Source organism: Paenibacillus sp. FSL R10-2778 (genome assembly GCF_038593035.1).
GTDB classification, from domain to species: Bacteria; Bacillota; Bacilli; order Paenibacillales; family Paenibacillaceae; genus Paenibacillus_AQ; species Paenibacillus_AQ odorifer.
In genome coordinates, this window is sequence record NZ_CP151956.1 from 2,115,069 (window position 1) to 2,138,459 (window position 23,391).

Here is a 23,391-nt window from a genome sequence, read left to right on the forward strand (position 1 = left end):
AAGGGCAGTGGAATTATAATTTTCTTAAGAAATGAATGCGATTTCAAAAGAAAAGGGAGGCATTTTAGATGAAAAGAAATAAATGGATATTAGCTGGGGTTTCGCTGATGCTGGCTGGCTCGTTGGCCGCCTGTTCATCATCCGAATCTAATACGGAGGTAAGCAGCAGCAATACAAACTCCGAAAAAACAAAGTTGGTCTACTGGACCATTGATCGTCATGATTCTGATTTTATTGAGCAAAAGATCAGCGAGTATGAAGGTCTTAATCCCAATATCGAGATTGAAATGAAGGTTATGGCAGAGAACTATACGCAGTCGGTGGATATTGCCTTCTCCAGCATGCAGGCGCCTGATATTCTCCGGGTGGATACTTATAACGTGCCAACATGGGTCAAAAGAGGGTATCTGGAATCTTTTGATAGCTACATTTCACCAGAGATGAAGAGCCGGTTCGAGAACGTACTTATCAACGAGAAAAATACCGTTGACGGCAAAATATATAGCCTTCCCAATATCGGTCAGTTCTGGCGCCTCATTTATAACGTAGATTTGTTCGAGAAGGCTGGCATTACAGAGCCGCCTACCACACTCGCAGAGATGGTCGAGGATGCCAAGAAAATTACGGCAGCAGGAAAAGACATAGGCGCTTACGGCTTCGCGGGTAATTTCAAAAGTACCAGCGGATTTGAGCGTATCGCTTATCCAATAACAACACTTAGCAAGACTAAGGGCACAGAGGGCTTCGACTTCCAGACCGGGCAATTTGATTTTAGCGTATATAAAGAGGTTGCTGAGGCGCTGCGGCAGATTAAGGTGGATGGAAGCATGATGCCAGGATCGGAATCGCTTGATATCGACCCGCTGCGTGCGCAATTCGCTCAAGGCAAGATCGGCATGTATTTCAACCATTCCGTTGAGCCGACGGTCTACAAAACCCAATTCCCAACTGAAATTCGCTGGGCAGCTGCGATTCCTCCAACCATTGACGGGGAGCAGAAGGGTGTCAGCCAAGTTATTGCAGGAAGTTATTTGGCTATGAGCAAGGATTCTAAGCATAAGGAAGAAGCTTGGAAGTTTATTGAATGGATGTACAGTGATGATGTGCAGATTGCTTACCAGGAAGCAGGGTATGGGGTTTCGGTTATTCCATCGGTTGCTACAGTTGCCAAGGCACCAGACATTGCAGGGATTGAAGATTTTCTGCCTACGAAGTTAGACGGGATTTATCCAGCGACTCCGATGGTCATCAGTGAAGGACGTCTGGAAGGACTAAAGAAGGTTGATGTCTTCAATAGATATATTTTTGGTGGTGGAGATTTAGATAAAGAGCTTCAGGACTTGAATACTCGCTATAATGCGGCGCTTGAAAAAGCCAAAGCTGCAGGTGACACCGATATCGAAGCACAGCCGGACTTCGATGCAGGTTCCCTGCAGGGATCATTGGCCAAATAAATCGAAAAAGACGCCCCTTCGGCTTCGTATTAATACGAGCTCGGGGTGTCTTTTTTTAATGACTACTAAGATATTTTTATTCCTCAGTCGTTTTAGCTGTGCTCGGGGTTCCTTTGTTATTGTAGAGCCACAGCGCGTATTCCAGAGGGCGAATCAGGGCTTTGCGGTAAGTGGTTCCGTCACCTGATCTTGCGAACACTTCACGGGCGGGCTTTGGATTAACCTCCAGCACGTAAATTTTACCTTCGCGATCAATGGCGAGGTCCAATGCAAGCTCACATAAGGCTCCGTAACTTTCTTCCAGGAAGGCTGCGGCATCAAGGCCTAACCTCTCGGCAGTCTTCATGACCTTATCGGTTTTATCCTGACTACCCAGCCATTCCTTCAGCAGCGTTTCCGCTCGAACGGCATGACCACCGCCATGAAGATTGGAGGTTACACTCCGCGCTGCACCGACCCGTGCTGCCATACCTGTGAGTTCCCAGACACCTTGCCCATTCTTTTGAACGAGCATCCGGTAATCATGGAAACGTCCGCCCGGCAGACGTAATGGAATCCCCTGTTGGATAAGGAAACGTCCACCGATACACCATTGCCGTACGATGGAATCCAGCCGAGTAGAAGAGACTTTACGGGTGGGAATGATTCGGCGATCCTGGCGACGGCCTTGAATATCATATACCCCACGCCCATCCTTCATTCTCTCAATTCTGAGAATGCCACGTCCGCCTGTGCCGTTTGCCGGCTTGATATAGACTACTGAATTGGTTTTCAGCATCCGGCGCAGGTCGGCAGAGGACTGATAGAGTAAAGTTTCTGGCATATGTTGCCGGAAACGGCTTTTTTGTGAGAATGTTTGGTGAATGGTCCATTTGTTGCGCAGTGGACGATTCATAAATAACAGATGATTGTAGCGTTCTCGGAAACGAAGCAGTTGCTGAAAGCGTGAGCTGCGCTGAATACGGCAACGGTCATAAATCATGTTCGGAAAAGAACGCCATTTGCGTGACCATTTTCCGCTCTTGGGATCAAAGACAAGGGCATGGATCTGCTCTTTGCTGGGATGAACATCCATGGGGGTAAACACAAAGACATCCAAGCCAATTCGTTTGCCCTCGACGATCATTCTCCGGTACACGGCCTTTTCTTCAAGCTGCTTGGCTTCGTTAATATATAAAGTAAGAATGCCTAAGACGGGCTCTGGCACAGGAGTTCACCTTCTTGTGGAGAAATAGTAGTGCTGCCGGTATGATGGGGTGACCGGAGCAGTAATGTTGGCTTGCCGGTAGGACCAGTGGTAAGTGTGTCGGCAGCAAGGCCGATATTGAAGCACATCTTTAGGCTAGCAGTATTGTCGCAGGCAACACTGCATTGCAGATGCCCGAGGCGTTTCAGCTGGGCAGCCATTAAGGCAGTGCCGGTATGTCTATTCCGGTAGAAGGGGTGCACAGCGACAAGACAGGCTTCTGCACCGAAACCGGATACGAAGCTGACTCCTGCGAGCTGGCGCCCATTCTGACCGCGTACGGTAGCGACAAGCAGCGAGATACCCGGCTCTGACAACTGATCCGGTGTTAATCGGGCCAGTACTTTGCAAGCTTGGTTTGTGATTCGCTTCTCCCCATGCGCTCTTATAAACTCAAGCAGTCCAGCCAGCCGTGATTTCCACTGCTTGGCATTTGTGTCATAGATGGAGGATATCTGCATGCTGTGTCACATCCTTTTAATGATTTCTATTTAAACTGGCGCGCTAAATGCTGGCCGTAGTGAAAGATTCGCTCTAGGGACAGCTTGCGGATCGCGGGTTCATCAAATTTCATCGGCCGGGAGTTGGCCTCAAAGAACCAGAGTCCCCCATTCTCATCTACACCCAGATCCATCGACATCTCTCCGAGCATAGAATCAGAAGCTCTTTCAATTTGTCTAGCGATAAGAAGGGCGGTTGTAGGCACGCTCTTCAGGATCATGGCTGCTCTTTCGGTTCCAAATGTACTTTCCAGCATGCTGGCAGGCTCTTCAATACTACCTCCGCGTGGTACATGTGTCGTTATACTTCGGGCACCGGCGAGGCGTGCACCTATGCCAGTGACTCCCCAGCCGCCTCTGCTGTTTTTTTGCAGAAGCACCCTCAGATCAAACGGTCTGCCCCGATGAGTCGCCAGTTCAATAGCCTGCTGCACAATATAACGAGAGATCCCTTTTTCTTTTCCGATTCTTGCCCAGAGCCGGTCCATGGAAGCTGCTTTGTACGTCACATTTTTTTTGCCGCTTTGAATTTGGAGCCGGTAAGGCAAAGCGGTATCTGCACGATATTTTAGGCGCATAATTCCTTTTCCTGCTTTGCCATTCTCTGGTTTAAGGTAGAGGCTGGTATGCTGGTTCAGCATGGCAGTAAGGGTGTTTGCACTGCGTAATCGTCTCGTTTTTGGAACATGCTTTGAGGTGGAGTGCGAACCCCTTAACCATTCGAACAGACTCCATTTATTGAAAAAATATGGATTATATAGCTTAATGCCTGGATGTTCCAGGCATTGAGCTATTTTACGTACCACAGCAGGTTTTTCCTCATCCTCACGGGTGGGAATTCGGTTATAAATGATTTGTGGAAGAGGTACAGGAATGCTGTACCAGATTTTACCGCTGGACGATGGGACATATCCGTTCACCATCCGTTCCTCAAGCTTGAGGTCACGGACAGTGATGACGTAGACAAGAAATCCCATTTCTTTGCCTGTGCGAATAATGTCCCGGAAGTTGCTGCGGTTGCCATTAAATTGCCGTACTTTATCGCTGGTTGTCAGTATGGCAATAACAGGTTTTGTATCTTCCGGATTATGGGTGCTCACATCTCATCCCTCCTGCGGAATTTGCTGAGGTATAGACAATGCTCCAGAATGTGCTCGATGGAAGCTTTGCCCTCAGCGCGCAGGGAAGGGTGACGGAAGATGGAACGACCTGGTTTGGCGTTGGCCTCGAACATCCAGATGTCTTCATCCTGATCAATTCCGAGATCAAAGCCAATTTCACCGAGCAAATGACGATGCTGGACTTCTAGTGATTCTGCCAGCTTGATGGCTGTAGTCTTTGCACGCTGCAGTACTTCATCAGCTCTTGCGCCGAATACACGTCCGAGTGCTTGCTGAGGTGTAAGCAATGCTCCTCCATTTTTAAGGTGAGTGGTGACACTACCACGGCCGGCTTTTTTAGCGCCTATGCCGACTACAATCCACTGATTACTGCCGTTTTTATGCATATGGAACCGGAAATCAATCGGGCAGCCATCTATTTCAATGAGACGTATTCCCTGCTGAACTATATAATTTTGCAGATTTTGACCGTGACGCGAACGAAGCATACGCATAAGGGCTTCAAAGGTGGTAAAGCGTAAAAGAACGTTTTTTCCACCGCGGCGGTAGCGGGCAAAATACCCCTTTTTCGGGAGATAGGTAAGCCGATAAATGCCGTGACCCAGACTTCCCGCAGAAGGTTTATAGTATACAAAATGATGGTGATCCAGCATTTCTCTCATTTTTTCCGTGGACGGATTGCTGTGGGTTTCAGGTACATATCGATTTGCCGCCCCATCATTTTCTAAAAGCTTATAGATATCGGATTTATTGAAAAAGCTCCAGTTAAAGTATGGAATTCTTTTCCGCATAAATCGTTCGCGAAGTTGGTTGATATAGGGTGAGGTCTCAGCTCTCCGACTGGGCAATCGATTATAGACAACATCAGGCAGAGGGACCATTTTTCGTTCAAACTTACCGCTTGAAGTCAAAAAATATCCATAGACCTGTTCCTGTTGCCAGTTGATGTCACGCGGCATAAAGGCAAATATATAACATTTGTTGCTGCCTTCCCGCAGCAATTGCTTGATGAACCCTGTGCGAGAACCGAAGGGCTGAGACGAGGAAGCAGGACCATCGGACAATATGCCAACTAAAGGTCCTAGCTGCACCTCGTCATTCTGTAGATTGCGTAAATAGACACCACCTGATTTCGGAACCTTGATAGCGCTTTTTACGCCTGAGGCGAGATATAGGTGATTTCCGGCGCGCTTGATGGGCTTGATCATGGTCGGGGTGGCATCTTTACCGAGCCTTAAGCGTATATTTTTTTTCCCCGTTAACTTCAAGCTTTTCATCAGTGCACCTGATACATATACAACTCTTTGGGGCTGCTTAGTGAAATGCACATTGCAAAAAGTGAGACTCATTTATGAATCCTCCTTAGGAACCATTGTTATCATTCTCCCGTTTGTAACGGAGCTGCCCGTAGATAGGGATGGTATCCGTCGTTGTGTGAGCAGTAGATGGCGCGCATAAGACAGTGGATTCTCGGCGGCGAGCTTAGCAGCCCGGCGGTCGCCCGTCAGCCGGAATACCGTGCGCCCTGGCTTGGAATTTGCTTCTAGTAAATGAATCCGACCGCTCGAATCAATACCGAAATCAAGGCCGAGTTCTCCAAGCCTGCCGCATGCAGCCTCCAGTAGGGGAGGCAAGTATGCAGCTTCTGCAGCAAGCTCACGCATGATGTCTTTTCCACCCTGACCATATTCAGCAAGCAAAAAAGGCAGGGGAGAAACAGCTGTTCCGCCGCCATGCAGGTTCGAAGTCAGCGAACCTTGGTTACCCAGCCGTACGGCCATGCCGGTTAGAGTCCAGCGGCCAAGGCCATTCTTTTGCATCAATACACGCACATCGAACGGTTGCCCCTTACTATTCGTTAGGTGCAGGAAAGGCTGTATAATATAGCGGCGTGAGCCGATAAATTCATGAATCCAGTTCAGTCCTTCAGCCTGTGAGTCGAAAACATATTGAAAGGGTGTATTTGTTCCGTCACGCCCTCGTACTCTCATCCCTCTGTTCTGCAGTATGGCATGTAATGTACGTTTGCCATGGGTGCCGGCCTTGGGCTTTAGAAAGACTCCATATTCTCTTTCAGCAAGCATTGTACTTAACCTGCGGGTACCGGTATAGAGTACAGTTTCCGGCAGTATTGCCGCTGCTCTCCGGTCGCGCTTCAATATCTCATGTACACCCCATTTATCTGGCAAACCTCGAGACCAAGGCAGGGAACGATGAAGAGTAGAGAGAGCAGCGGAAGCTTCTTTTCTTTCTTTAGGACCTTCGTAAAAGCAGCGATTATAGACAATATCTGGCGGTGAAGAAGTAGTATTCTGCCAGCTTCCATCTTTCCAGGTATAGCCGGTAATGGAGGAACCGTCTGCCGCTACTCCGTCTGGATGAAATACGAGGACTTTTAGGTTGTATAGAGGAGCTGCCCGGCATAAATGACTGCAAAACTCTGGCTCGGCGATCGGTGGATTCCCGTTGCGGCGGCCTGTCATAATGCCGAGGAACCCCACTTCTGTTTCAGTCATCGTGTCCTCCTTATAAACCGGCCAAGTAGCGGCAATATAAAATCATTTGCTTGACGGACGGTCTTATTTTTTGATCGTTTAACGGTGTATTATCGTTCTTGGAGGGCTTGGAGTTAACCTCTAAGAGCCATATTCGTCCTGATTGATCCAGTGCCAGATCGATTCCGAGCTCTCCGAAATGAGCGGGGATAAAGGTTTCGACCCCTCTTGCAATGGCAAGTGCTGCTCTGGGCAGCTGAAGCTGAACGTTTTCTTTTGCGCCCGGAGGAAGACTGCTCTTGCTAACCGCTTCTTTTACAGTGCTGAGACTGCCACCTCTAGCTAAATTAGACACGAAGTGATTGCTTCCGGCGGTGCGGGCGACAATGGAGGTAACCCCCCATTTTCCGCTGCCATTCTTCTGAACAAGTGCCCGGAAATCTACAGGCCGCCTTCCTAGCTCCATCAAAGGCAATCCCTGCTGAATCTGGTATCGAGTAGTCTTCATTTTGGGAGCGATGGACTGGTACAATTTAGCGAGAGTGGTGTAGCTTTGCTTGCGTGTACCTATGGAGGTAGTAGACAACAGACGGTAACCTCCGCCTTCTTCTTTAGAGATACGAAGTATGCCTTTGCCGAGACTGCCTCGTACAGGTTTCAAAAATACACTTGGGTAATGGCTGCACATCTTCTTCATTACGGCAAAGCCGTTCAACGCATGCGACTCAGGTAAATACCGCTGCAGGGAAGGGTCTTGCGCTAAAGCTTCAAATACCTCTGTCTTGTCAAGAAATTTTTCGTTGAAGAAATGCGTTCCATATCGTGATTTTACATCCGCCAAAAAATGCTGTACGCTAGGTTTATTCTCCACCTTTCGCGTCGTTAACCGATTGTTGATTACATCGGCAATGGGCAGACTCATTTTTCTCCAACCCTCGTTGTATACCCAGCCCTGAATGGAAGAACTGCGTGTTTCCAGCGCTTCCGGGGTAAAGAAATATACATAGGCGCCTTGTGTGTGGCAGGCATTTGTCAATTCCCGGCAGAACATGGTAATGGGTCCAAACAACCTGTCGAGATTATCTGGATGGTCACGACTGACGAGCACGCCGATCAACGGTCCAAGCCGCAAGGTGCGGCTTACAGAGCTGTAAGAAACGTTGAGGGTTTGTCGGTGTTTCCATCCGGTCCGCCGCGCCAGTCCTTCGCTTACACGCAGGATGTCGGATTTGGGAGCTGAGATAATGGTAACCTCCTGCCGGAAAGAGCCGAATGCCAGCTGGAGTGTTCCGTGAGACGGGATTTTGAGTCTTTTCATGGATTTTTCGCCAAGCATTATAGCGTTTTCCTGCAGGATGCCCGAGTTGACCGTATGGACCGGGATCTTGAATTGGGACATCGTGGATCTCCTTCCGGTAGGCAGCATGATGCCGGCAATTTGGTAGCTAAGGGTTACATATCATTCATCATATGGAGACAGATGACCCTTGGTGATTGACCTAATCGCTAAAAACCTTGCCCAGTCATTTCATAAGCTCGGCCCAAGAAGCGAAACAAGTATGGAATGAGCGAATATTGGAAACTAAAGCAGCGTGAATTCAGGAAGCGGCTGCTAACAAAACTTAAGCGTATGTTTTCGGAGTGAGTTTTGTACGAAGACGATCTGAGGAGTGTACGCTAACAAAACTTTTAGGAGGAATCATAATGAGCATTCACGACAAAGCACATGAATTGGCGAAAGCCATTAAAGAGAGCAGCGAGGTATCGGATATCAGAAATGCCATGAAGGTCGTGGAAACAGATCCTGAAGCGAAAGCGATGCTGGACAATTTCCGCCAAGGTCAGATGGAGCTGCAACAACGGATGATGAGCGGAGAAATGCCTCCACAGGAAGAAATGGAAAAGATGGAGAAGCTGTTCGAGGTGCTTAACTTGAATCTTGGCATTCGTCGTCTGTTTGATGCGGAACGCCGTCTGAGCGTTGTAATCGAGGATGTAAATAAAATTATCACTGAGAGTTTGTCCCAATTGTACGGTGAATAAATTTCAGCAATGAAAATCAAAAGAGGGTGTTCCCGAAGCCGGTGGCTCTGGAAACACCCTCTTTCTTGTGGCTGTGACTATAGGGCTAGCCTAAGTTCAAGCTCGACCTCGACCTCAACCTCAACCTCAACCTCAACCTCAACCTCAACCTCAACCTAATCTTGTTTACCTTCGACTGCGCAGAGAAGAATACCAGCTGCCAAACCTAAGCGGCGATCAAGCTTGCCTTTTCGATCCTCCGAGAAGTCAGCCATAATTTTGGTGACAAATGGATTGAAATTTTGCTTGAATGCAGGGATCGTAGTATCATCCATCTCGATATTATATTTCTGCGGAATAATAGCGATGAAGCGGCGCAGTAGAGCCATCGCGGTGCTGTCTTCCTTGATTTTTCCGATTTCCTGATCATGACGGTCAAGAATAATCCATTCATCCTTCAAAATAGATTTGAGACCCTTACGTCGAAAAGCACCAATATGCTCACCGGACTCTGTATCGTGTACATCATAAGTAGCACTAAAATCGACCACGTTGCGGGCTTTTATGCGCAGAAGCTCCTTCTGCATGGACTCATCCGTATAAAGTGCAATGTCTTCTTTAAGCTTGAACGCTTTCATTTGCGAATAGAGCACAAGCTGCTCAGAGCTATCAAAAATATGAAGTTTCGCACCCATGATCGAAAATACTTTTTTTCGAATTATGTATTCGGTATGATTATAAGCTGCATTCAATTCAAAAACGCCTCCCCCAAATGAAATCATCATCTCATATATAAGCGTCTCTTGCTATATAAATGCTAACCTTTTATACATAATTTTGAAAAGGTATATATTTTTTAATGGACTTGTCTCATATTACGGGCCTCATGTTCATAGAGTAGAGATATAGATTCAATCGAATATCCTGTCTACGAAGGAGCTGTTATTAATGAGAAAAAGAAACAAGTTCAAACACGGTGTCTATCTGTTGCTGGCGTTGGCCATGCTTTTGTATGCACTGCCGAAGCTTTCGCTTGCGAATGGACCGAGCTGGGTGTTTGGTTTTGGAGTCGTCTGGTCACTTTTTGCGTTTATGGTCATTGCGGCACATTTGCATTTTATTATCGGGGTTGATGAAGAAAAGACCAAACGTTTGGAAGCTGTGCGAAAAGCAAAGCTGGAGCAATGGCAGACAAAGTGGAATGAAGAAACTAGAGTTTCGCAAAGATAATAGAGTTGGCATCGGATACTAAAAAGCTAGATTAGCTTCAGGTTTCTCGAATAAGCGCGGCAGTCGTGCAAAGAGGGGCAAAAATGCCTTAGAATATTGCGCAAAGCGTAGAAGTGGCGCAAAGAGAGGCATAAGTGCCTCAGAATGCCGCGGAAAGCGCAAAAGTGGGGAAAAGAGAAGTATAAATACCGTAGAATGCCGCACAAAACACCAAAGTAGCCAAAAGAAAGGTATAAATACCGTAGAATGCCATGCAAAACACCAAAGTAGCCAAAAGAAAGGTATAAATACCGTAGAATGCCGCGCAAAACACCAAAGTAGCCAAAAGAAAGGTATAAATACCGTAGAATGTCGCGCAAAACGCACAACTAGCCAAAAGAGAGGCATAAGTGCCTCAGAATGCTGCGAAAAGCGAAGAAGTAGCGAAAAGAGAGGCATAAGTGCCTCGGAATGCTGCGAAAAGCGCAGAAGTCGCGCAGAGAGACACACTCATACGAAAAAGCCCACTAGCCTAAGCCAGTGGGCTTTAATATGCCCCCTGCATTGCTTGCAGGGGGCTAAATGTTATTGTCTGCCGCTACCTGCTGCGAGTTGAACACTATTTTTGTCCACAGAAAGAGCTTCGTCCGGTCGTTCCTCACGAGGAAATGAAGCCATAACCTCTATCTCTTTGGGTGCATATGAGAACTCGAGTTCTACCCGATCACCGCTGATGGCTTTAGGATGTACCTTTTGTTTGGAAACCAATTCATCGTAAGAAGCCATATCCACACATACGCCTTTGCCATTGTCGTTCCAGCAATAAGAGCCTTGAATAGCCTCGAACCGCTCACCGCCAACAGTAACTTGAACACTTGGGGGCTGTGGGTTAGCAGTGTCTTCTGATGAAATCTTATCTTTAAAAGTTGATTGAAACAAGTCCAATAGATCTTTTTTGCTGGTATCTGACAGACGATAGTGGCCCATTTGTCCGGATTTAATGAGTAACCCACTGTTACTTCCGCCGATCCAAAAAGAGAACTCATAACTTATGCCATCCTTCATGTTCACAGTGGTGCTGTAATCGCTGGGGGCAATATCTAGTTGTCCTCTATCATATTCAGCAGTAGTTATGGCTTGAACGAAACGTTCAAACGAGGATGGATCCGAAATAGTGGCCATGGGCTGTTTTTTTTCAATTAAGTTAATAGAAACTATATTATTTGCATCCAGCTCAATCTGGCCTGCTTGTTTTACTTCGTTTCCCGTATTTCCACAGCCGACCAGTCCTATAAAAAGCAAAGTAATAGTAAGTAGTAATAAAGCGGTCTTGTTTATATCTTCAATGCTCCTTTACACATTCTTTAATTCTCAGACTATAAAAAAGAGGAAAAGGTTGCTAAATAAAGGAAGTGAATGTTTAAGGTCAGCTTAGAACGCATCAGAGATATTCAGTTTCAAAAAAATTCGATTTTAAGGTGGTTTTCAAACTTACTATGTGGCAATACCTACCTTAATCTTAGATTGTGTAAGGAGAGTGAAATTAGAATTCGAAGCTTATGAATCGGTTGTACTGAGCCATTCTATCCGTGTATAATAGGTACAATTATACACGAAGGATTAATAAATCCTTTAAGATACTGGTATTTCTAACTATTTTATAAATGAAATCATGTGATGAATAACGGATAAATAACATTTCTTGCAAAAAATTAAAAGTCCAGAACATTCCCGAACTTTATCTTCACCTTTTCTCCAGCACTCTGCTTCATTTTACTGGTGATATGAGTATATATCTTTAATGTCGTCTTTGGACTTTCATGACCGACTCTTTTCATAATGGTAGGCAAATCCACTCCGGCTTCAGTCAACATGCTAATGTGTGTGTGTCGAAATATATGAGGTGTAGCTGGCTTGGTGATGCTTGTCATTCTTAGTAATGTTTTCATTCTATCTAAGAAGGCTTTTTGAGTATAAGGATATCCGTTAGAACGACAAAAAATAAAATCTCCATTATGAAAATCTGAATAATGCTTTTTATATTCTCTGTGAATTTCATTTTGCTTTACTTTAAATTTTAATAACATGTCAATAATGGATGGGTCTAAATCTATAGTCCGAACTGATCCTTTTGTTTTGGGAGGGGTTAATCGGTAATCTAGCATATTGTTATGAGGATTGTATAACGTTTTTGTGACTCTGATTTCATTTGTATCTTTGTTAAGATCACTCCACTTCAATACACTTGCCTCCCCTGGACGTAGACCGCTAAAAGCCATCAGATAGAAAAACTCCTTATCTCGTTCCTTTCCATGTTCACGAGCAGCCTTTAAAAATTCTTCCAGTTCATGTATTTCTAAATATTTATCTTCTAATTTATTTTTCTCTATATCCTCCACCGTTTGAACTTTGGACGGTATTACAACTCCCGTGCAAGGATTGTCCAATCTAAGTTTATTTTTGATCGCGTACTTCATAATCTGATTAGCAGTACTATGTACACCTTCTATAGTGCTTCTTGTATAATTTTCATTAAATATTTTCTTAATCACTTTCTGGTAATAGGCATGAGTTACCTTTTCGACTACCAAATTAGCCATGTACTTATTCAGAATAGCTATCTGACTCTCTCGAATTCTAACGGTGCTTTCTTTAACCTCACCTAAAGCATATGTTTCCAGCCAGTCAAGAGCTATTGTCATGAATTTGGCTGATTTTGCTTTCTTTGCGTCTAGTCCAAACTTCAACGCCTCTACAGCGTCTTGAGCGCGCTTTGATGCTTCTCCTTTAGTGTCCGCACGGCGAGAAACTTGTCGTCGCTCACCAGTAGACGGGTCTGCTGGTCCTTCCATGACACACAGCCATTTGTATCCTTGTTTATTTTTTGCGGGTATTTTCTTTAAGTACGCCAAGAAAAAACGCCTCCTTTACTAAAAATTTATAGCATCTTCTATAGCTTCCATAGGTAGATACAAACGCGAAACTGCTGTTCCGTGGCGCCAAGCTACCCTAGACAGGTTAATGGTTACATATCCTCTGCGGCTAGGAATGGAGAGATCTCCAGTGAGCACAGTTGCAAATTCTCGGGAGGTGTGTGAAGGTAAGTCGCAGCTTTCATAATTTCTATCAACCTCAACGTCTAGTGGTTTGTCCCAGTCGAATCCCTCAGGATGTTCGATGATGAGTATTTCTGGACGGGAACAATCTCCATCCCAATTGTAATATGCTTGGATGCGAGTTTCTGATCCAAATCCATAAGTTGAGTTATTAGAACCTTCAGTTGATTCACAGAGAGTTTCTTCAGATGCAGAAATATATTTGAATGTGGACAAATATAGCCCCTGCCTTATTCGATCCTCAATTTGTTCAAATCTCTTCTTCGCAAAATTTAGTGGAACTTTAAATTCACGAGATAAATATCCAATTGCTTCGGCTCTATTTGAAGGAAGGCTTATTTTTTCGATCATAAAGAAAGGAATAGCAGCGTAAAAAATAAAACGATCTGCTTCAATCTCTTGTGCTTTTGTAAATTGTTCTGGCATCAATAATTGGTTTCCAGCATGTCGGAGTAAGTGACAGAGTTCATGAAAAAACTCAAGACGTTGTGATTCTTCCGAAAGGCGATTGTCAAGAAACATACTGTACACCCCATTAGAAACCTCGATTCCTTTGCTCTTCTTATTATGATAATGAATCCAAACATTGAATTTTTTTGCTAACAATTCAATAGATAAATGTGATGGCTCGATGATGTTATGGCTCTGATATAATTCAGAAATCTTTTTTTCAAGTGGGGGAGTTTGGTAGTTATTAATCATGTTATTCTCCTTGTATGCGATCATATGTTCTGATTTATATTAAAAAGAAAAGCCATTTCTGGCTAAAATTTCTTTTGGTCATTTTTCTCCTTGGACATCTCCAGGCTTACGGCCTTTCTCTTTATCCTGGAGTATTTTAAATATTTCCCGCATTTCTTCGCGTCGTTCTTCGGGGGCGCTTAAATAATCTCTAAAAAAGATACCATGTTCAGGGTTGTTAATGAAATCCTCAAACTTGGCTTGTTCTTTTTTTTCTAAATCACCCTTATCCAGAGAAGATCCTTTATTGTTTGTTCTTCCAAGGATGTAATCGCCCGAAACATCAAAGAAATCTGCAAAGGAGTTTATTTCACTGTCTGCTACAGGACGTCTACCGGATTCTATTCTCGAAAGAACACTGTTGTTAATGCCGATTCGATTAGCAAGTTCGATTTGGCTTAAATTTCTTTCTTCTCTCAATTGTCTAATGCGATCTCCTGAAATCGACATCCCAGCCACCGCCCTTTATTTCTGTTTTAGCAATATGATATTAACACTTTTCTAAAATAGAAAAAACATTTTTGCTAAAACAACAAAATATTATTGACATTGCTATTTTAGCAATGTATATTTAATGCAAGGCTTTGCTAAATCAGCAAAGAACGGAGGTGCAAGATGGGACATCTAAATCTATTATTTATAAAAAAACGCCGTCTAGAATTAAACTTATCACTTCAAGAAATGGCGGAGTCACTAGGTTTTAAAAATGCTTCAACATATATGAAATATGAGGAAGGTACTTACTCCTTTAAAGCCAACCACTTGCCGATTTTAGCAAATAAACTCGATGGAAAAATTGAAAATTTTTTTATTGATAACTTTGCTGAAATAGCAAAGTTAGAACATTCCGCAACTAAGGAGGTTGTCTAAGTGGCCATTGTTCTTATTGAAACCAATGAACTTGAAAAAATCATTAACAAAGCTATCTCTACTGCTTTAGAAGGCCAAAGTAGCAATAACTTACCTCCACTTCTAACCAGACAACAATTCATGGAATTGCTTGAGATAGGAGCAACGAAAGCCGCAGAACTTTTCAATCGGCCCGGATTCCCTGTCACACGGGAATTTGGTAATCCCCGAGTAATCACCCGCCTGCTTCTTCTGTGGGCAGAGGAAAACAGTGAATGGATGAGCCAGCATGCCAATGTAAGCTGGAAGTCAGCGATTTAAAACCCGCCGCGCCATAAAGGTTGCGGCGGTTGAGGGAATGTGGGCAAGGGGAATTGCTTAATAACAGCATACATCATTCCCTTGTCCAATAGCACCTAACTAATTTGGACAAATAAGGGGGCAATAAGTGTGGCAGTTGGACATTTTCCAGGAGCACTTCAAGAAGTGCTTAAAAGAACAGGCGATTCATATCAAAAGGCTGGACGAGCTGCACATGTTGACGGTTCGCAGATAGGGAAAATCATAAATGGTACTCGCAAGCCATCTAAACCAGTAATGCAGGCTGCGGTTAGACACTACGATGATATTCGGTTGATTATTGGCGCAGCAGAAGAGGTTACGGGTGGGGCATGTGTACCTTACTTAGATGGCGCTGACTTACATCCAAGTTCAACATACATAAAAACAATCGAGGAAATCCAAGAAGCATTACTGGCTTTACAGTCAATTCCAATCACTAAGAGATTAGACCAGTTGACGCCTGCTGATCATGAGAACGTCAAAAATGGACTAATGGAGCAAATCGAAGCCATAACGGCACTTACACATAATGCAGCAGTCCTTTGTCGGAAATATGATATTTCTTACCTTGGATTATGGGCTGATCATCGGAATGAACTGAGACAAAAAAAATATATGAATTGAGGTTTTTTTATGAGAATCGAAGATTTGGAAGATCAAGCGCGGTTTGAAGCTAAGAACGCTAAGCGTAATCTGAAAATGATAAAACGCCAAGCAGAACATATTGATCCGATCAAGTTAAAACGAAATATTCGTTGGCTAGAAATGCTGATCTGGTTGCATGAATGTGAAATGCATCATACTAAAGAACAGCATAAAAAAGCCCGCCTGGCACGGCGGACCTCATTGAGAACCCGATTAAAGTTTCTCGTTGCGTCTATTTTACGCGATGCCCCTAGTAAAAGCAAGGAGGGAACAGCTTGAGTGAACAAGACGAAATTCAATTTGCTAAAGCTCTTGCTGAATTGTATGTGAAACGCAGAAACGAGTGGTCATCTGCTATAGACCACGTACTGAAAACGGAGATTACCGCTGCAAACAATCAGGTCATGAGTTCTGTAGAAAATTTTTATCTTGCAGACAGGCAACAACAAAAAGCTTCGGGCAGGTGGAATCAGATTGTTGAAGTCGTAGAGTTTCTACCAATGAACATCAAAACACTCGTAATGCAAGAAATAGACAGGATCAAATGATGAAGGGCTTCGGCCCCTGTCTTGGAATGTCGGACCTTAGAAATAACCTTCCTCCGTCCGGGATTCCAAGATGCGGCTGACGCATCACAATTTAATTTGAAAGGGGAATGGCATGATACCTGATCACTTACTTCAGGATCGTTACTGGCGAGGGCTGCTTCATATCTTTATGAATCATAACAAGCTTAAACAATTATTGTCGAAACCGGAATTTGTTGATTTTGAAGAACTTACTGTCCACGTGGATGAATTGATTAAAGCTTCAAAAGGTTGGAGTCCTTCCGAGAGATTTATGCTCACATGTGCTCTTAATTTATTCAATGGCATCAACAAAATTGATCTTTCACAGGCAGACCGTTTAGATGACAAGAGTACAGCAATCCTGCGAGAAGCTCTGCAACTTCGCTTAGCGAGATAAGGAGGCGATTGATATGCTTCTTGTTCTCAAGGGTGATACAGTCCTAACAAGCTGTGGCCTGTCCGGTGAGGTACTGGATATATGGGGCATTGCCCGACCTTGGGCTAAGCTTCGAAAGGACAATGGAGAATTAGCATTCATCCTGCGTACGAATGTCACAGAAATTATAAATCGCCCCAAACCGAAGAAGGGAAAACGATGATTATAACAGAGGTGAGCTTATGCCAACAGATAGCTTTCCTTTTCCGATCTTCTCCGGGTTATTTTCGCCGCAACACTATGAAAAAATAGGATCGGCGATATGGCTATTTGCTTGGTGTGTTAGCTCCACGACTAAGGAAGTCGAAGAGGACGGAACAGTTTGGGGACTTGTCCTGGGTGGCAAGCCGATGAAGCTTTCTGAAATCGGTGAGAACTTTGGGGTTACCGATAAAAGCATCAGCAGATGGATAAATGATCTCCAGAACCACGGTTACATCCATATCACTAGAGCGCCCCGGGGTTTGATCATAAAGGTTAGAAAGTCCAAGAAAGGCATATTGAAGAGATCAGACAAAAATGTCCGTTCGCAGGATAATGATCAGACAGAAATGTCCGTTCACAGCGAAAGTGATCAGACAATTTTGTTCGATCAGTCCGACAGTGATCAGACATATTTGTCCATTCACAATGACAGTGATCAGACAGAAATGTCCGATCATGAAGCGATTTTAACGAGTGATCAGACAATATTGTCCGATGCAAAAGATATTAAAGATCTTATTACTACTACTACTATTTTAGAAAATGAGTTTTCAGAAGAAATTAGCCCAGATCCTAAAACGGACGGGATGATCGCAATTTTAAATGCTTATTGCAAATTGCATGATAAGTTCGACATTCACGTCTCCACAAACGATCGCGAAGCCATGGGTAAGATGGTCGCCGCAGGGATGCCAGTACCCTTTACCATCACAACTATGGAGAGCCAATACAAGGCAAAGCGAAAACGCGAGGGAGAAGATTTCGAGCAGCCAAACAGTTTTACTTATTACGTGAAAGGCTTGAAATCAGCATGGCGGAACGCTAACAAGACTACGAAGCCTAAAGCGTCAATAACCCAAACACTACTGCCAGCCCCGCCGCAGCGACTATCCAAGCAGCAGCAAGAGCTTGCAGACCTTAAACGTCGAGCAAAGGAGGCAAAGCAGCTTGAAGAGAGCACAAGTTATTGATCTACTCATTAAGCTTAAGGAAGAATACGCGCATCAGATTGATACCAGTGACACAGAAATAGACCGGCTCCACGAGCATCTTAAGGATTTTCCTTTTGACAAGGCTGTCGAGAACGTGCGGCAGCACATTTTAACAAACTCATGGCCTCCAAAAATCGCTCAGATACGTGGTGGGCAGGGAGACATGAAAGAGGATTTTCGGAGCAAAGTAGATGCTGCTCACATTTTGGCAGAAAGAGAAAACAGCCGTACAGAAGTGGTTCTGCCGCCTACAGGATGGAAGGAGTCATTATATGCAAAGCTTGGATACACGCGAACTACCGAATAGCCCAGCAGCAGAAGCAACAGTTCTCGGTGCAATCCTTATTGACAAAACAGGGGATGCCGCAGAGATTGCTTCCAGTCTACAGCCTGATACATTCTTTAATCCGGCACATCAGCAGATATTCAAGGCCATGCTTAACCTTCATAGAACCGATGATCCTATCGAGCTGCCGGCACTTGTCAATGAACTAAACGGAATGAAGCAGCTGGAGAAAATCGGTGGGGTTAGCTATCTGGCTAAGTTAGCTCATGCGGTGCCGACTGCCGCAAATGTTGGCTATTACATCGGCTTGCTTGAGGACAAGCACACTTTGCGAAAAGCCATATATGCGGCTGAACGGCAGATGCAGCAAGCTTACGAAAGCGATGATGCCGGGCTGGTTGTTAATAGCATGCTGAATGAAGCAGCTGCTCTATCGGATCAAGCTTCCTCAGATGATGATTTCCAACCAATAAAAGAAGTGCTATTCAAGGTAATCGAAACAACAGAGGAACGTTGTGAAAATGTTAAGAACGGCATCACAACGGGGCTTTACACTGGATACACGGATTTAGACGGTATGCTGGCTGGTCTACATAAAGGTGATCTAATTATAGTCGCTGCCCGTCCATCCGTAGGCAAGACCGCATTTGCTCTGAACATAGCACAGAACGTGGCTGTGAAAACCAAGGAAACCGTAGCAGTGTTTAGTTTGGAAATGTCTGCACCGCAGCTAGTGCAGCGCATGGTTAGCGCAGAAGTTAATCTGGATGCTAATACGATGCGGACCGGAGAAATGAAAGCACATGATTGGGACAAAATGGCTGGGGCTGCTTCCATTCTCGGTGATGCTAATATCTTCATTGCCGATCCAGGCGTAATCACTGTTCAGGAGATCCGCACGCGCTGCCGCCGATTGAAGAAGAGTCAAGGTCTCGGGCTGATTGTCATTGATTATCTACAGTTGATTCAAGGCAGGGGGAAAGGCGGTGAAAACCGCCAGCAGGAAGTATCAGAGATTTCACGGACGCTTAAGCAGATTGCCCGTGAACTAGATGTGCCGGTGATTGCACTTTCACAGCTCAGTCGGGGAGTCGAGCAACGCCAGGACAAACGCCCAATGATGAGCGACCTTCGAGAGTCTGGTGCTATTGAGCAGGATGCGGATGTAGTGGCCTTCCTTTACCGGGATGACTACTATCATGCTGATTCAGAGAAAAAGAACATCATCGAAATTATCATTGCCAAACAGCGCAATGGCCCGGTGGGAACTGTGGAACTAATATTCCTCAAGCAATTTAATAAATTCGTAAATTACGAACGGGCGCATGCGTCATGATCTGCCCGAAGTGCTGCAAGGTAGACGCATACTGCGCACTAAAAAGGCACCTAAAAGTGCAGTGCCCAATCATTCATTTCTCTTTAATATTATTTTGCTGGTGTGAAAGTAAAGGTTTCCTTGTATTTTCTATCATGGGATTCGTTGTTTGAAGGTTTTCCGTACCAGCTAATTTCAATTTGAAGCTCCTTTGAATTAATAGAAATAGGGAAATTAGAAAAATCGACTATTTCTCCATGTTTAAAATTTTTGCGATGATCGTCTGAAATGCTTAATCCATATTTTGTTTGGGTATTTGGTTCATCTCTGTAGGAGTTAAACACGACATTTTTTAATCCAACTCCGATATTGGTGATGATAATGTTGTACATTTCACTTTCATTTTCACGAGGTTTTGACATCTTAGAGTCATATTTCTCAACTTTTTTGATTTCAACTTTCCACTGATCAGATTGTTTTGATGTGGGTGTTTTGAAAAGATCATTCGATGCTACAGCAGCATATGGAGAAATTCCAACAGCTATAAAACAAAAAGCAAAAATAATTATTAGTTTTTTCAGCATTGTTGCCTCCCAGTGAAATAATTAAATTTTTGATTAGTATCTCTTTAAGAAGAAAAAATATTCTATTGCACAGTCCGAAGTTACGGCGTATCAGAAAGGATGAATTGGAAATGAAAAAAGAAATGGATGCAAGGCAGATCGGCTTTACTCAAGGCGTAGCTTATGCAGGAGGGCTTGTCAGACGTTTCGGAAGTGATTCAGAGCAGATTCTTAAAGAGTCGGGCATTACTGAGGAAGAATTGAGAAAACATGTGGACGATTATGACTTGGAGAACCTTGGGCTGATTAGTCAAGAATGACGCATATAGCGAAGGAGGAAGGGCATGAAGAAACTTCTAACCAGAAAGGCTAAATGATATGCAAACCGTGATGAAATGGGGAGCAATGTATGGTCAGCTCGATGAAGGAGATAAGATCAATCCTAGCATGATTCAACTTGGCGAATATCTGATTATTCCAGGTGATAAGATCACGAAAATCGGCAATAAAAAGCGTTCTATGTTTGAAATGCTGGATGGATATTATCTTGTATATCAAGGTGTATGTGATGGACATTTAATGTTTACGTCAGAGCCAACCGGATGCAACGGAGATCCATGGTATTACGCTTTCGCTTATATAGACTCAACGACACTTATCGTTGGTGGAGTTAAGGGATGCATGGATATCAATGTTGATGATCTACAACGGATAATTTAATAGTTCGAAGATTTGTTGAAGGAGCGTTGTCCTTTATGAGTGTATTATCATCAATCCATCCGCAGGCTGTTAATATGATAAACATTGCTCTGAACCAGGTAAGCCGCAGAGGTAGAAAAATCGAGCGAATGCAGCTTTATGTATGCCCGCGGTCAGAACTAGCTCAGCATCAGGTTATTCAGACAGCTTTCGGTGACTTGCGGATTCATTTAAATGATTTTGTTCCTAAAGGATATTCTTATGTACTAGAAGATCCAGGCGGAGATAAGAGAGGATTTGCTTGGGTATCAATACCTAAAAATGCGAGGATAACAGAAAATCGGCAAAAGGAGGCGTAGAAGTGATCATCAAAACAGTCAAAAATATTAATTCGCCAGTTGGAAGTATTGTTTCAGGAGTGTCATTCCGGGCGCAGCGTGAAAAGAATGGGTACAGCATAACATTTGGAGAATTCAAAGGTCAGTATATCCCAGCATCATCAGCAATTATACTCAGTGATATTGTTCACGACGAAGATGGGAAAATGCCTCGTGGATCCAGATATGCATAATGGACAAAGAAAAGACCCCTAATCCTTGGCCGGGCGGGGTCAATAAACGGTAAATAATACCTCAAACCCATTATAACACAAAGGGGAATGAGGGGAATGGCATTGGTGTGGGAACAAGGGGAGCTTTTTCCTAAAGCAAGTGATTTAGAGAGTCAACGAACAAAATTTCTTCTAGGCAAATATAAAAGTATGAAACTATTAATGGACGATTATGAGAAAAACACCAAAGCTATGCAGATGATCGGGATTGATGGAGAAGTAGCTCGTCGGATTGATTCTGATGAGTTACATGCGGATAAGACGGTCAATGCTGTTATCTTAATGGATAAACAGCGTTGGGTGTACGAACAGTACCAACTTTTCACGAGTGCTATCCAACGGGCTGTATTATTGATTCAAGACGACGAAGCTAAGCAGGCTATAAGATTTCGTTACGTTGAGGGTCATTCCTTTAAGGAAACAATTTTATTTTTTAAGCATGGGTTGAGTGAGAGTACGATTCGCCGGAAGCTTAGAGAGGGATTTGAAAGTGTGGCCAACACTCTGAAATTAATGGGATTCTTTGAGCAATATAATTTGGAGCTTTGATCGTAAAATTTCTAAAAACTATGAATTTAGTGAAGTGAAGGTTGAAGAGAAATATTATTTTTAGAAGAAATACTCTTGGATAAATTTACATCTGAAATTTCATGAAACGCTATTCCCCTTGGATAGTTCTTATCTAAGGGGAATTCGTTGTGTTTTGCTTGAATTTTTTCATAGAATCTTTCTTACACTAAATGGACCGGGTTCTGTGTTACAAGATGAAGATGACAATATTGTTTAGCTTTCTACTTCTATCTTTGTGTTATCAATTGTCTCATGATCAAATCTTTTCATATATTGATCAAAAGTATCATCTCCAAATTGAACTCTTAATGATATTCTTATCAAACCAGTAGGAGTGTAAAAATGTCCTGCCTTTAAACGAGTTACTTCTCCTTCGTCGTCTTGGTAATATGAAATTCCATTAGCTACTTTGACAAGTTCTTCTTCAGCTCTTTTTTTCTCTCTTAAGAAGACTTCGGGCGCATTATTAGTAATTAATTCTTCAAATTGTTCTATAGTATTGATATCAAAAAAGTTGAGATCATCAATAATTTCTGCATAGTGTTTATCGTTTTCTTCAAACTTAGTTTGGTTCTTAGGTAAGAGAGTTTGAATCAACGAACTTAAAATATCAACATTTAAAATATTTTTCTTCTCTAAATTATCTATATTATTTATATATGTATCTCTTTGCTCTAATAAGCGGTCAAACTCTATATCAACTAATTCTAGAATTGCAGCAATTCTATTCAATGATCTTCTTAGGGGGATGGGTACATGTTCTTCATTTTTATATTGAAGTAAATGAGAGGATGCTGCCCAAATGTGCTGTGATGCAGTTCGTACCTGTACTTCCGCTCTTAAGCCCGCTAATCTTTTTAGAGTAGGTAAAGTAGTCCATTCATTCAGAGGTGTTACTTCAAAATGTATTGATCCGTAGCCAAATTGATTGTCTCCTAACCTCTCTCCAGTATCTTCCCTTCTCATTATTGTGAAATTTTTTTCTATAATATCACATACTTTCAAAATATCTTTTTTATAGAGTAACATTATTCTTAAACCTGCTATATCATTTATATCCCCAACAATTTCAGGAGTTAAATTGTATTTTTGACATTTATCAACTATTGAATTCCATGTTTTAACTCGATATTGTATTGGAGCTACAAGTGAAATATTGTGTTCATTAAAAAGTGCATTAAGTTGAGTAATAAATTCATTACATAAACTATTGTATAACTGTTGCTTTAAATCATAATCATTTTTCAGTGTCTCTAATTCTGCGATCATGTAATTTCCTCCTATTTTACAAATCAACATTTTCTAATAATTAGTCAAAACTAGTATAAAATTATATTAGTGGAGTATTCGTGATTTTATTATACAATCCTGCCAAATAATCAAATATCTTAAATATCCTAACTGCAA

The 23,391-nt window shown here is 43.2% G+C and carries 31 protein-coding genes; 18 read left to right on the forward strand and 13 right to left on the reverse strand.

The window, feature by feature from the left end:
• Positions 1-68: 68 nt before the first annotated feature.
• A complete protein-coding gene (locus NST40_RS09045) occupies positions 69-1,454 on the forward strand; it encodes a sugar ABC transporter substrate-binding protein (RefSeq protein WP_038569657.1) in 1,386 nt (461 codons plus the stop codon).
• A gap of 76 nt (positions 1,455-1,530) precedes the next feature.
• On the opposite strand, the gene NST40_RS09050 is transcribed toward NST40_RS09045, so the two are convergent.
• The 6 genes from NST40_RS09050 to NST40_RS09075 are packed head-to-tail and all read right to left on the reverse strand — an operon-like array spanning position 1,531 to position 8,215.
• Positions 1,531-2,661 carry a YheC/YheD family protein gene (locus NST40_RS09050; RefSeq protein ID WP_076276423.1) on the reverse strand — a complete coding sequence of 377 codons (1,131 nt, stop codon included), beginning with the start codon at positions 2,659-2,661 and terminating at the stop codon, positions 1,531-1,533.
• Positions 2,643-3,161, reverse strand: coding sequence for a GNAT family N-acetyltransferase (locus NST40_RS09055; protein WP_076124882.1), 519 nt, complete (start codon positions 3,159-3,161; stop codon positions 2,643-2,645). Before NST40_RS09055 ends, NST40_RS09050 begins: the two co-directional genes overlap by 19 nt.
• A gap of 26 nt (positions 3,162-3,187) precedes the next feature.
• Positions 3,188-4,300, reverse strand: coding sequence for a YheC/YheD family protein (locus NST40_RS09060; RefSeq protein WP_076124884.1), 1,113 nt, complete (start codon positions 4,298-4,300; stop codon positions 3,188-3,190).
• The gene (locus tag NST40_RS09065; protein ID WP_036683976.1) at positions 4,297-5,670 is read right to left on the reverse strand and encodes a YheC/YheD family protein; all 1,374 of its coding nucleotides are present in this window, start codon (positions 5,668-5,670) and stop codon (positions 4,297-4,299) included. Before NST40_RS09065 ends, NST40_RS09060 begins: the two co-directional genes overlap by 4 nt.
• Positions 5,671-6,837 (reverse strand): YheC/YheD family protein, encoded by a 1,167-nt coding sequence (locus NST40_RS09070; protein WP_076276422.1) that lies wholly within the window; start codon positions 6,835-6,837, stop codon positions 5,671-5,673. It lies immediately after the preceding gene.
• Positions 6,838-6,847: 10 nt separating this feature from the next.
• Entirely contained in the window at positions 6,848-8,215 is a 1,368-nt protein-coding gene (locus tag NST40_RS09075; RefSeq protein WP_036683975.1) for a YheC/YheD family protein, read from the reverse strand.
• Positions 8,216-8,520: 305 nt separating this feature from the next.
• On the opposite strand from NST40_RS09075, the gene NST40_RS09080 reads away from it, so the two are divergent.
• Complete coding sequence (locus tag NST40_RS09080) at positions 8,521-8,859, forward strand: YlbF family regulator (protein ID WP_036683973.1); 339 nt, start codon at positions 8,521-8,523, stop codon at positions 8,857-8,859.
• A 155-nt stretch (positions 8,860-9,014) separates the two neighbouring features.
• Here NST40_RS09080 and NST40_RS09085 read toward each other — a convergent pair whose 3' ends face one another.
• Positions 9,015-9,590 (reverse strand): hypothetical protein, encoded by a 576-nt coding sequence (locus NST40_RS09085; RefSeq protein WP_076124891.1) that lies wholly within the window; start codon positions 9,588-9,590, stop codon positions 9,015-9,017.
• A gap of 196 nt (positions 9,591-9,786) precedes the next feature.
• Here NST40_RS09085 and NST40_RS09090 point away from each other — a divergent pair, with 196 nt between their 5' ends.
• Positions 9,787-10,068: a hypothetical protein gene (locus tag NST40_RS09090; protein WP_036683968.1), complete on the forward strand. Its 282-nt coding sequence runs from the start codon at positions 9,787-9,789 to the stop codon at positions 10,066-10,068.
• A 564-nt stretch (positions 10,069-10,632) separates the two neighbouring features.
• Here the strand turns inward: NST40_RS09090 and NST40_RS09095 are convergent.
• From NST40_RS09095 to NST40_RS09110, 4 genes are all read right to left on the reverse strand, one after another.
• Positions 10,633-11,229: a hypothetical protein gene (locus NST40_RS09095; RefSeq protein ID WP_179086995.1), complete on the reverse strand. Its 597-nt coding sequence runs from the start codon at positions 11,227-11,229 to the stop codon at positions 10,633-10,635.
• Between the two features lie 530 nt (positions 11,230-11,759).
• Positions 11,760-12,959, reverse strand: coding sequence for a site-specific integrase (locus NST40_RS09100; RefSeq protein WP_341120748.1), 1,200 nt, complete (start codon positions 12,957-12,959; stop codon positions 11,760-11,762).
• An 18-nt stretch (positions 12,960-12,977) separates the two neighbouring features.
• Positions 12,978-13,865 (reverse strand): ImmA/IrrE family metallo-endopeptidase, encoded by an 888-nt coding sequence (locus tag NST40_RS09105; RefSeq protein WP_341120750.1) that lies wholly within the window; start codon positions 13,863-13,865, stop codon positions 12,978-12,980.
• Positions 13,866-13,943: 78 nt separating this feature from the next.
• Complete coding sequence (locus tag NST40_RS09110) at positions 13,944-14,354, reverse strand: helix-turn-helix transcriptional regulator (protein WP_341086010.1); 411 nt, start codon at positions 14,352-14,354, stop codon at positions 13,944-13,946.
• 165 nt (positions 14,355-14,519) lie between these two features.
• On the opposite strand from NST40_RS09110, the gene NST40_RS09115 reads away from it, so the two are divergent.
• The 10 genes from NST40_RS09115 (at position 14,520) to dnaB (ending at position 19,563) form a co-directional block, all read left to right on the forward strand.
• Complete coding sequence (locus tag NST40_RS09115; protein WP_076316753.1) at positions 14,520-14,774, forward strand: helix-turn-helix transcriptional regulator; 255 nt, start codon at positions 14,520-14,522, stop codon at positions 14,772-14,774.
• The gene (locus NST40_RS09120) at positions 14,775-15,074 is read left to right on the forward strand and encodes a hypothetical protein (RefSeq protein ID WP_081384393.1); all 300 of its coding nucleotides are present in this window, start codon (positions 14,775-14,777) and stop codon (positions 15,072-15,074) included. It abuts the gene before it with no gap.
• A gap of 129 nt (positions 15,075-15,203) precedes the next feature.
• Positions 15,204-15,719, forward strand: coding sequence for a helix-turn-helix transcriptional regulator (locus NST40_RS09125; RefSeq protein WP_076316754.1), 516 nt, complete (start codon positions 15,204-15,206; stop codon positions 15,717-15,719).
• A 9-nt stretch (positions 15,720-15,728) separates the two neighbouring features.
• The gene (locus NST40_RS09130; RefSeq protein WP_342410602.1) at positions 15,729-16,019 is read left to right on the forward strand and encodes a hypothetical protein; all 291 of its coding nucleotides are present in this window, start codon (positions 15,729-15,731) and stop codon (positions 16,017-16,019) included.
• Complete coding sequence (locus tag NST40_RS09135) at positions 16,016-16,288, forward strand: hypothetical protein (protein ID WP_076316756.1); 273 nt, start codon at positions 16,016-16,018, stop codon at positions 16,286-16,288. Before NST40_RS09130 ends, NST40_RS09135 begins: the two co-directional genes overlap by 4 nt.
• Before the next feature lie 112 nt (positions 16,289-16,400).
• Positions 16,401-16,706, forward strand: coding sequence for a hypothetical protein (locus tag NST40_RS09140; protein ID WP_342410604.1), 306 nt, complete (start codon positions 16,401-16,403; stop codon positions 16,704-16,706).
• 13 nt (positions 16,707-16,719) lie between these two features.
• The gene (locus tag NST40_RS09145; protein WP_036679404.1) at positions 16,720-16,908 is read left to right on the forward strand and encodes a hypothetical protein; all 189 of its coding nucleotides are present in this window, start codon (positions 16,720-16,722) and stop codon (positions 16,906-16,908) included.
• 19 nt (positions 16,909-16,927) lie between these two features.
• On the forward strand, positions 16,928-17,920 hold the full coding sequence (locus NST40_RS09150; protein ID WP_342410606.1) for a hypothetical protein: 993 nt from the start codon (positions 16,928-16,930) through the stop codon (positions 17,918-17,920).
• Positions 17,898-18,248: a hypothetical protein gene (locus NST40_RS09155; RefSeq protein ID WP_341120765.1), complete on the forward strand. Its 351-nt coding sequence runs from the start codon at positions 17,898-17,900 to the stop codon at positions 18,246-18,248. Before NST40_RS09150 ends, NST40_RS09155 begins: the two co-directional genes overlap by 23 nt.
• Positions 18,214-19,563, forward strand: a complete 1,350-nt coding sequence (gene dnaB / locus NST40_RS09160) for a replicative DNA helicase (RefSeq protein ID WP_341120767.1) — start codon at positions 18,214-18,216, stop codon at positions 19,561-19,563. Before NST40_RS09155 ends, dnaB begins: the two co-directional genes overlap by 35 nt.
• Before the next feature lie 89 nt (positions 19,564-19,652).
• Here dnaB and NST40_RS09165 read toward each other — a convergent pair whose 3' ends face one another.
• Positions 19,653-20,126 (reverse strand): hypothetical protein, encoded by a 474-nt coding sequence (locus NST40_RS09165; RefSeq protein ID WP_341120769.1) that lies wholly within the window; start codon positions 20,124-20,126, stop codon positions 19,653-19,655.
• Positions 20,127-20,236: 110 nt separating this feature from the next.
• Here NST40_RS09165 and NST40_RS09170 point away from each other — a divergent pair, with 110 nt between their 5' ends.
• The 5 genes from NST40_RS09170 (at position 20,237) to NST40_RS09190 (ending at position 21,963) form a co-directional block, all read left to right on the forward strand.
• Positions 20,237-20,425: a hypothetical protein gene (locus tag NST40_RS09170; protein ID WP_341120771.1), complete on the forward strand. Its 189-nt coding sequence runs from the start codon at positions 20,237-20,239 to the stop codon at positions 20,423-20,425.
• Positions 20,426-20,483: 58 nt separating this feature from the next.
• A complete protein-coding gene (locus NST40_RS09175; RefSeq protein WP_341120773.1) occupies positions 20,484-20,825 on the forward strand; it encodes a hypothetical protein in 342 nt (113 codons plus the stop codon).
• Between the two features lie 35 nt (positions 20,826-20,860).
• Entirely contained in the window at positions 20,861-21,163 is a 303-nt protein-coding gene (locus tag NST40_RS09180; RefSeq protein WP_341120775.1) for a hypothetical protein, read from the forward strand.
• Positions 21,164-21,165: 2 nt separating this feature from the next.
• Positions 21,166-21,375, forward strand: a complete 210-nt coding sequence (locus NST40_RS09185; RefSeq protein WP_341120777.1) for a hypothetical protein — start codon at positions 21,166-21,168, stop codon at positions 21,373-21,375.
• A 96-nt stretch (positions 21,376-21,471) separates the two neighbouring features.
• Positions 21,472-21,963 (forward strand): hypothetical protein, encoded by a 492-nt coding sequence (locus NST40_RS09190; RefSeq protein WP_341120779.1) that lies wholly within the window; start codon positions 21,472-21,474, stop codon positions 21,961-21,963.
• Positions 21,964-22,197: 234 nt separating this feature from the next.
• Here the strand turns inward: NST40_RS09190 and NST40_RS09195 are convergent, their stop codons facing one another.
• Positions 22,198-23,253 (reverse strand): hypothetical protein, encoded by a 1,056-nt coding sequence (locus tag NST40_RS09195; protein ID WP_341120781.1) that lies wholly within the window; start codon positions 23,251-23,253, stop codon positions 22,198-22,200.
• Positions 23,254-23,391: the final 138 nt, after the last annotated feature.

What these genes read in the sequence shown, in the direction of transcription:
- NST40_RS09190 (WP_341120779.1), top strand. Translation starts at nt 21,472, where the DNA reads ATGGCATTGGTGTGGGAACAAGGGGAGCTTTTTCCTAAAGCAAGTGAT.
- NST40_RS09075 (WP_036683975.1), bottom strand. Translation starts at nt 8,215, where the DNA reads ATGTCCCAATTCAAGATCCCGGTCCATACGGTCAACTCGGGCATCCTG.
- NST40_RS09140 (WP_342410604.1), top strand. Translation starts at nt 16,401, where the DNA reads ATGATACCTGATCACTTACTTCAGGATCGTTACTGGCGAGGGCTGCTT.
- NST40_RS09105 (WP_341120750.1), bottom strand. Translation starts at nt 13,865, where the DNA reads ATGATTAATAACTACCAAACTCCCCCACTTGAAAAAAAGATTTCTGAA.
- NST40_RS09065 (WP_036683976.1), bottom strand. Translation starts at nt 5,670, where the DNA reads ATGAGTCTCACTTTTTGCAATGTGCATTTCACTAAGCAGCCCCAAAGA.
- NST40_RS09045 (WP_038569657.1), top strand. Translation starts at nt 69, where the DNA reads ATGAAAAGAAATAAATGGATATTAGCTGGGGTTTCGCTGATGCTGGCT.
- NST40_RS09130 (WP_342410602.1), top strand. Translation starts at nt 15,729, where the DNA reads ATGAGAATCGAAGATTTGGAAGATCAAGCGCGGTTTGAAGCTAAGAAC.
- NST40_RS09095 (WP_179086995.1), bottom strand. Translation starts at nt 11,229, where the DNA reads ATGGCCACTATTTCGGATCCATCCTCGTTTGAACGTTTCGTTCAAGCC.
- NST40_RS09165 (WP_341120769.1), bottom strand. Translation starts at nt 20,126, where the DNA reads ATGCTGAAAAAACTAATAATTATTTTTGCTTTTTGTTTTATAGCTGTT.
- NST40_RS09170 (WP_341120771.1), top strand. Translation starts at nt 20,237, where the DNA reads ATGAAAAAAGAAATGGATGCAAGGCAGATCGGCTTTACTCAAGGCGTA.
- NST40_RS09070 (WP_076276422.1), bottom strand. Translation starts at nt 6,837, where the DNA reads ATGACTGAAACAGAAGTGGGGTTCCTCGGCATTATGACAGGCCGCCGC.
- NST40_RS09175 (WP_341120773.1), top strand. Translation starts at nt 20,484, where the DNA reads ATGCAAACCGTGATGAAATGGGGAGCAATGTATGGTCAGCTCGATGAA.
- NST40_RS09145 (WP_036679404.1), top strand. Translation starts at nt 16,720, where the DNA reads ATGCTTCTTGTTCTCAAGGGTGATACAGTCCTAACAAGCTGTGGCCTG.
- dnaB (WP_341120767.1), top strand. Translation starts at nt 18,214, where the DNA reads ATGCAAAGCTTGGATACACGCGAACTACCGAATAGCCCAGCAGCAGAA.
- NST40_RS09195 (WP_341120781.1), bottom strand. Translation starts at nt 23,253, where the DNA reads ATGATCGCAGAATTAGAGACACTGAAAAATGATTATGATTTAAAGCAA.
- NST40_RS09180 (WP_341120775.1), top strand. Translation starts at nt 20,861, where the DNA reads ATGAGTGTATTATCATCAATCCATCCGCAGGCTGTTAATATGATAAAC.
- NST40_RS09150 (WP_342410606.1), top strand. Translation starts at nt 16,928, where the DNA reads ATGCCAACAGATAGCTTTCCTTTTCCGATCTTCTCCGGGTTATTTTCG.
- NST40_RS09080 (WP_036683973.1), top strand. Translation starts at nt 8,521, where the DNA reads ATGAGCATTCACGACAAAGCACATGAATTGGCGAAAGCCATTAAAGAG.
- NST40_RS09090 (WP_036683968.1), top strand. Translation starts at nt 9,787, where the DNA reads ATGAGAAAAAGAAACAAGTTCAAACACGGTGTCTATCTGTTGCTGGCG.
- NST40_RS09115 (WP_076316753.1), top strand. Translation starts at nt 14,520, where the DNA reads ATGGGACATCTAAATCTATTATTTATAAAAAAACGCCGTCTAGAATTA.
- NST40_RS09055 (WP_076124882.1), bottom strand. Translation starts at nt 3,161, where the DNA reads ATGCAGATATCCTCCATCTATGACACAAATGCCAAGCAGTGGAAATCA.
- NST40_RS09110 (WP_341086010.1), bottom strand. Translation starts at nt 14,354, where the DNA reads ATGTCGATTTCAGGAGATCGCATTAGACAATTGAGAGAAGAAAGAAAT.